The 6,670-nt window shown below is 66.8% G+C and carries 8 protein-coding genes; 6 read left to right on the top strand and 2 right to left on the bottom strand.

Annotated features, from left to right (window positions below):
* Nucleotides 1–169 precede the first annotated feature (169 nt).
* Both AB4Y99_RS23890 and AB4Y99_RS23895 read left to right on the top strand, forming a co-directional pair.
* Entirely contained in the window at nt 170–565 is a 396-nt protein-coding gene (locus AB4Y99_RS23890; protein WP_133565593.1) for a hypothetical protein, read from the top strand.
* A gap of 159 nt (nt 566–724) precedes the next feature.
* A complete protein-coding gene (locus AB4Y99_RS23895; RefSeq protein ID WP_210323498.1) occupies nt 725–1,105 on the top strand; it encodes a hypothetical protein in 381 nt (126 codons plus the stop codon).
* 129 nt (nt 1,106–1,234) lie between these two features.
* Here AB4Y99_RS23895 and ruvX read toward each other — a convergent pair whose 3' ends face one another.
* Nucleotides 1,235–1,732, bottom strand: coding sequence for a Holliday junction resolvase RuvX (gene ruvX / locus AB4Y99_RS23900; RefSeq protein ID WP_441525071.1), 498 nt, complete (start codon nt 1,730–1,732; stop codon nt 1,235–1,237).
* 181 nt (nt 1,733–1,913) lie between these two features.
* On the opposite strand from ruvX, the gene AB4Y99_RS23905 reads away from it, so the two are divergent.
* Nucleotides 1,914–2,498 carry a GNAT family N-acetyltransferase gene (locus tag AB4Y99_RS23905; RefSeq protein ID WP_051988490.1) on the top strand — a complete coding sequence of 195 codons (585 nt, stop codon included), beginning with the start codon at nt 1,914–1,916 and terminating at the stop codon, nt 2,496–2,498.
* Nucleotides 2,499–2,613: 115 nt separating this feature from the next.
* Here AB4Y99_RS23905 and ade read toward each other — a convergent pair whose 3' ends face one another.
* Entirely contained in the window at nt 2,614–4,314 is a 1,701-nt protein-coding gene (gene ade, locus AB4Y99_RS23910) for an adenine deaminase (protein WP_441525072.1), read from the bottom strand.
* Nucleotides 4,315–4,436: 122 nt separating this feature from the next.
* Between ade and AB4Y99_RS23915 the strand changes: the two genes are divergently transcribed.
* The 3 genes from AB4Y99_RS23915 to AB4Y99_RS23925 all read left to right on the top strand — a co-directional run.
* Nucleotides 4,437–5,135, top strand: a complete 699-nt coding sequence (locus AB4Y99_RS23915; protein WP_191123494.1) for a metal-dependent hydrolase — start codon at nt 4,437–4,439, stop codon at nt 5,133–5,135.
* Between the two features lie 109 nt (nt 5,136–5,244).
* Complete coding sequence (gene gatC / locus AB4Y99_RS23920) at nt 5,245–5,532, top strand: Asp-tRNA(Asn)/Glu-tRNA(Gln) amidotransferase subunit GatC (protein WP_441525073.1); 288 nt, start codon at nt 5,245–5,247, stop codon at nt 5,530–5,532.
* A gap of 83 nt (nt 5,533–5,615) precedes the next feature.
* On the top strand, nt 5,616–6,670 hold a 1,055-nt coding region (locus AB4Y99_RS23925), incomplete at its 3' end, for an amidase (protein WP_441525074.1).

The following is a 6,670-nucleotide window of genomic DNA, read 5'->3' on the forward strand; positions in this document are numbered from 1 at the left end:
AGACCGGCCTGTCCCTCCCATGGCAGGCGGATCGGGAGCAAGCGCGTTGCCATTCGGTCGCCTTTGTCTCCGCCGCATTGCCGCCGTGATTGGTTCAGGTCTCATTCAAGAGTGGCGGCGCAAGATATCCGCAAGGTTCGGGCGCTGTCCCGGGAAAGGAGATATCGTCATGATGTCTTTGAGGAAGAAATGGATTGTCGCTCTGACCGCGGCCAGCGTCGCGGTGGGTAGCGTTGCGGTGCCGGCGATGGCGCAGGAGCGCCGTTCCTTCGATCCGGCCAGGCTCGACAAGGCGCAGGCCGAATACAGCCAGTATCGCTATCGCGGTTACTATCGCGGCGGCTGGCGTGGGCCTTCGAGGGGCTCGGCCATTGCGGCCGGCGTCGGCCTGGGCATCCTCGGAGCGGCGGCTGCCGCGGCGAGCGCCCGGTCCTATGACCCGTATTACGATGGCGGCTATTATGCCGCGCCGGTCTACGCGCCGCCGCCGCCGGTCTATGTGGCGCCGCGCTACTACGCGCCCTACGGCTACTACGCGCCCTACGACTTCCGCGATCATCGCTGATCGCGGATGATGATCGGAGCGAAGGGCGGAACTCGCTCCTTGCTCCGATAAGATAACAAGATCGAGATTCGGTCGCCGTTTCGGCCGGACGGAGAAACGCCACCGTGAGCCGCTCCGGCTCGCGGTGGGCCTGAATTGGGGGAATGTCGGATGATTGGGTTGAAACGCTACGTGTCGGTCAAACGAGCGCTGATGGTTGGGGTGCTCGCCCTCGGGCTGGCGCCGGCCGCCTCACTCGCGCAGGACATGCCCTACGGCAATGACTACGGCCGTGGCGGGAGCTATCAGGCCAACCCGTATTCCCGGGGCGGCAACTATAACTACAATTACCAGCGGCCACCGGCCGCCGGCGGTCCGATCGACAACGGCGCGCCCAGCTATCGCGGCGGCCCGGGGTATCGTGGCGGGCCGGCCTATGGCGGTGGACGCGCTTACGGCCGGCGCGGCAATCCCTACTACGGCATGTCGATCGAGCAGCAGAAGCGCGCGATCCGAAACCAGCGCGAAGCGCAGAAGCGGGCCATCAAGCGCGGCTTCTGACAGCCTCGCCGGCACTCCGACATCAATCACGACCCGGGCCGGGACGGAAAATCCTTCCGTTCCGGTCTTCGCCATGTCGGGACGGCGGACAGGCTTCGATCCGATCGGGGGCCCGGCGTGGCGCCGGGCTCACGCCGTTTCCGGCCCGAATGCGTCGTCGGCCAGTCGCGCGAGCCGGTCGAGCGCGCCCTGGAGGATGTAGGCGGCCGCCATCTTGTCGACCACGGCCGCGCGCTTGGCCCGCGAGGCGTCGGCGTCGAGCAGGGTGCGCGTGACCGCAAGCGTCGACATCCGCTCGTCCCAGAACACGATCGGCAATTCGGTCAGCGGCGCGAGATTGCGCACGAAGGCGCGGGTCGMCTGCRCSCGCGGYCCCTCGCTGCCRTCCATGTTGAGCGGCAGGCCGATCACCAGCCCGGCAACCTGATATTTGCCCGCGATCTTGAGCAGCGCGGCAGCGTCGAGCCCGAACTTGACGCGCTGGATGGTTTCGAGCGGCGTCGCGATGCTGCGCTCGACATCCGACAGCGCGAGCCCGATCGTCTTGGTGCCGAGGTCGAGCCCGAGCAGCCGCGCGTGATCCGGCAGATCGAGAAGGCTTTCGAGCGGAACGATGGCACTGGTCATCCCAGCGCGGTAGCACGCGGGGCCCGCGCTTACGAGCGATTGCTGCGCGAAGAGCGCGCCTTGCATCCCAGGAATGGCCACCGTCGCACCAGATCGTGCCGGAGCCGTCGCGCATGGCGACCGAGCGCTCTATCCTCGATGCACGAAGGCGGGATCGCCGCCATGGAAGGATACACTGCGCGTGCCGGCTCTGATCTCGTTGCAAGTTCCCGACAGAGCCCTGCTCGCGCCCTATGAGGCGGCGCTGCGCGGCGGCTGGTCGCCGAATACGACACGCGACGTCGCGCCAGAACAGCTCGCCGCCATCGCTGCCGATCCCGACGCCTTCCTCGCCGAACTCCGCGGTGGACCGGGCCTTATCCGCCTGCCGGATGGCCGCGAGGTCGAGCGCCTGCCGGGGCCGACGCGCTGGATCTTCGCGCAGGACAGACCCGGGCGTCCCTTCGTCGGCTCGATCAATCTGCGCTGGCAGGCGGATGCAGAAGGCCGCCCGATGCTGGCCCTGCCCGAGCATGTGCTCGGACATATCGGCTACGCCATCCTTCCGGCCTTCGCCGGTCACGGCTACGCCACCGCCGCGCTCGGCGCCATGCTGCAGGTGGCGCATCAGGCCGGCTTGCCGGAGGTCGTCATCACCTGCGACGAGTCCAACCACGCCTCGCGGCGCATCATCGAGAAGAACGGCGGGCGGCTGGTCGAAGCCTTCACCGCGCCGCTCTATAGCCCCGACCCGCATCTGCGTTTCCAGCTCAGCACCGCTCGGTGATCAGCCTCGCCAGAGGGCCAGCAGGTGAATCGTTGGATGAAGCCGTGATCGGAAACGATTCCGCTTATTGAAGAATCGACCCGCTCGAATGCGCCGAGATCGCGCGAGATGTCCCTCAGACGAGCGCGAACCGGTCGACATCGACCAGTCCCTTGTCGGTGATCTTGAGATGCGGGATCACCGGCAGGGTCAGGAAGGCGACCTGCAGGAAGGGTTCCGCCAGCACGACGCCGAGCGCCTTCGCCGCCGCGCGCAGCGTTTCAAGATCGTGCCGCACCGCTTCGAAAGGCGCTTCGCTCATCAGCCCGGCGACCGGCAGCGCCAGCTCCGCCACGATCTTGTCGCCATCGGCCACCGCGAAGCCGCCGCCGGTCTCGATCAGCCGGTTGGCCGCAGCCGCCATCGCGACGTCATCGACGCCGACCACGCAGAGATTGTGGCTGTCATGGCCGACCGAGGAGGCGATGGCACCGCGCTTCATGCCGAAGCCATGGACGAAGCCCGTGGCGATGCCGCCGCTCCTGCCATGGCGCTCGATCACCGTGACCTTGACCGCATCCTGCGCGAGATCGGGCAGGGCCTCGCCATCGCGCGCGGGCAGGGACATCGCCAGCCGCTCTGTGATGATCCGGCCGGGCACGACGCCGATCACCGGTGTCTCGCCCTCGCGGGCCTGTGCTCGGAAATCGGCCGGCGTGAGTCTGCGGCTCTTCACGCTGCCATGTCCGACCGCCGGAACCTCAGTCCGGCCCTCGAACAGCCCGGCTTCGACCAACCGCCCCCCGGTGAAGACATGGCGCACCGAACAGGTGGCGAGATCCTCGACCAGCACGATGTCGGCGCGCTTGCCCGGCCCGATGAAGCCGCGGTCGAACAGGCCGAAATTCCGCGCCGCCGAGAGCGAGGCGATGCGGTAGGTCGCCAGCATATCCGCGCCGTTCGCGATGGCGGTGCGGATCATGTAGTCGAGATGGCCTTCCTCGCCGATATCGAGCGGGTTGCGGTCATCCGTGCAGAAGGCAAGGAAGGGCGAGGCATCGCGCGAGATCAGCGGGATCAGCGCATGCAGGTCCTTCGAGACCGAGCCCTCGCGGATCAGGATCGCCATGCCTTTGCTGAGTTTTTCGCGCGCTTCGTCGGCGGTGGTCGTCTCGTGGTCGGTGCGGATGCCGGCGGCGAGATAGGCGTTGAGGTCCATGCCCCGCACCAGCGGCGCATGGCCGTCGATATGGCGGTCCGAGAAGGCCTCGAGCTTGGCGAGGCAGCCGGGATCGCGGTGGATCACGCCCGGAAAGTTCATGAATTCGGCGAGGCCGATGACCTTGGGATGGTCCATCATCGGGGTCAGGTCGGCGGCCTCGAGCTGCGCGCCGGCCGTCTCCAGATGCGTCGCCGGCACGCAGCTCGACAGGTTGACGCGCAGATCCATCCGCATCGCCTCAGAGCAAGCGAGGAAATAGCGGATGCCCTCGCCGCCCAACACATTGGCGATCTCGTGAGGATCGCAGATCGCAGTGGTGACGCCGTGCGGCAGCACGCAGCGCTCGAACTCGAAGGGCGTCACCAGCGAAGATTCGATATGCAGATGCGTGTCGATGAAGCCGGGCACGGCGATGAGGCCGGCGGCGTCGAAGACGCGCTTGCCTTCGTATTGGCCATAGGTCCCGACGATGGTGTCGCCGCAGAGGGCGATGTCGCTCTCGACGAGATCGCCGCTGACAAGATCGAGGAGGCGCGCCCCCTTGATGACGAGATCGGCCGGCTCGTCGCCATGCCCCTGGGCGATCCGGCGGGCGAGCGTGGCTGCGTCGGTCATGGAGCGATTCCGTTGGCTGGTCATGCCGACAGCCTGCATGGCTGCGCGCGCATTGTCGACTTGGTCGGGCGGTCGGATCGGCCTAGATAGGGGCCGGCAACTGAAAAGCCTGGAGACCCCGCATGAAGCTCACCTGGTACGGCCATTCCGCCTTCCGCGCCGAGATCGACGGCGCCGTCATCCTGATCGACCCGTTCTTCACCGGTAATCCGGGCTTCGAGGGCGATATCGCGGCCATCTCCAGCGGCGTGACCCATATCGTCGTCACCCACGGCCATGGCGACCATGTCGGCGACACGCTCGACATCGCCGAGAAGACCGGCGCGACGGTCATCACCAATTACGACCTCGCCATGCATCTCGCCGCGAAGGGGCTGAAGAAATTCCAGCCGATGAACACCGGCGGCACCGTCGATCTCGGCCCGTTCAGCGTCACGCTGGTCCGCGCCGACCATTCGGCGGGAATGGGCGAGGCCGGCGTCGCCGTCCCGGTCGGCAGCCCCAACGGGGCCATCATCAAGGCGAAGGGCGAAAAGACCCTCTGGCATATGGGCGACACCGACATCTTCTCGGACATGGCGCTCCTCAGCGAGATCCATGGCGTCGAGGCCTGCATCTGCCCGGTCGGCGACCGCTTCACCATGGGCGGCAAGGTCGCGGCGCTCGCCATGACCCGCTTCGTCAAGCCGAAGGTGGCGATTCCCTGCCATTACGGCTCGTTTCCGATCATCGACTCGAACGCCGATGCTTTCGTCGCCGGGATGCAGGGCAGCGGCATCGAGGTCGTGGTGCCGAAGAAGGGCGAAGCCTTCGCGATCTGAGCCGGGCTCCCGGATCGTCAATGTTGATTTACGTCGGGGTGTTCGCCGCGCTATAGCCCCGGCGAACCGTTTTCAGGCGCATAAGCCGCGCCCCATTCAGGAGTCCGCCATGTCGGTCGATCTCGCCACCGTCAAGCGCGTCGCGCAYCTCGCGCGCATCGCCGTTCCGGAGGCCGATCTGCCCAAGCTGCAAGGCGAGCTCAACGCCATCCTTGGCTTCGTCGAACAGCTGAACGAGGTGAATATCGAGGGCGTCGAGCCGATGACCTCGGTGACGCCGATGGCGATGAAGCAGCGCGAGGACGTGGTCGATGACGGCGAGATCGCCGACGAGATCGTCGCCAACGCTCCGGTTTCCGAGGACGATTACTTCATGGTGCCCAAGGTGATCGAATAGGCGCGAAACGCGCTTGTTCGATCACCCCGGACGCGCGCAGCGCGATCGGGGGTCTTTTGACCAGATAACTCCGGAATTTTCCCGTGACCGATCTCACCCGCCTGACCCTGACCGAGGCCCGTGACGGCCTGAAGGCCAAGACCTTCACCGCGACCGAGCTGACCAAGGCGCATATCGCCGCCGTCGAGAAGGGCCGCGCCCTCAACGCTTACGTGCTCGAAACGCCCGAGCAGGCCCTGAAGCAAGCCGCCGCCTCAGACGAGCGCATCGCCAAAGGCGAGGCCGGGCCGCTCGAGGGGCTGCCGCTCGGCATCAAGGACCTCTTCGCGACACAGGGCGTGCGCACCACCGCCTGCTCGAAGATCCTCGGCAATTTCGTGCCGCCCTATGAATCGACCGTCTCTAGCCAGCTCTGGCGCGACGGCGCGGTGATGCTCGGCAAGCTGAACAACGACGAATTCGCCATGGGCTCGTCCAACGAGACCTCGGCTTTCGGCAACGTCGTCAACCCCTGGCGGCGCAGCGGTTCCAATGTCGGAGCCGGGCAGGGCGGGGCGGTCGAAGGCAACCATCTCGTGCCGGGCGGCTCCTCGGGTGGCTCGGCGACCGCCGTCGCTGCCGATCTTTGCCTCGCCGCCACCGCGACCGACACCGGCGGCTCGATCCGTCAGCCGGCCGCCTTCACCGGCACGGTCGGCATCAAGCCGACCTATGGCCGCTGCTCGCGCTGGGGCATCGTCGCCTTCGCCTCCTCGCTCGACCAGGCCGGGCCGATCGGCAAGAGCGTGCGCGACTGCGCCGTGATGCTGCGCTCCATGGCCGGGCATGACCCGAAGGACACCACCTGCGTCGATACCCCGGTGCCGGATTACGAATACGCCGTCGGCCGTTCGGTGAAGGGCATGAAGATCGGCATTCCCCGGGAATACCGGCTGGAGGGGCTGAACCCTGAGATCGACGCGCTCTGGCAGAAGGGCATCGAATGGCTCAAGGCGGCCGGTGCCGAGATCGTCGAGATCTCGCTGCCGCACACGAAATACGCCCTGCCGGCCTATTACATCGTCGCCCCGGCCGAGGCYTCSTCCAACCTCGCCCGCTATGACGGCGTCCGCTACGGCCTGCGCGAGCAGGGCAAGGA

Source organism: Allobosea sp. TAB14, assembly GCF_052113865.1.
GTDB lineage: Bacteria > Pseudomonadota > Alphaproteobacteria > Rhizobiales > Beijerinckiaceae > Allobosea > Allobosea spartocytisi.

Bases quoted from the DNA above. Each gene is read 5' to 3' on its own strand.
- AB4Y99_RS23890 (WP_133565593.1), top strand. From the start codon at position 170: ATGATGTCTTTGAGGAAGAAATGGATTGTCGCTCTGACCGCGGCCAGC.
- ade (WP_441525072.1), bottom strand. From the start codon at position 4,314: ATGACCGACGCAGCCACGCTCGCCCGCCGGATCGCCCAGGGGCATGGC.
- AB4Y99_RS23915 (WP_191123494.1), top strand. From the start codon at position 4,437: ATGAAGCTCACCTGGTACGGCCATTCCGCCTTCCGCGCCGAGATCGAC.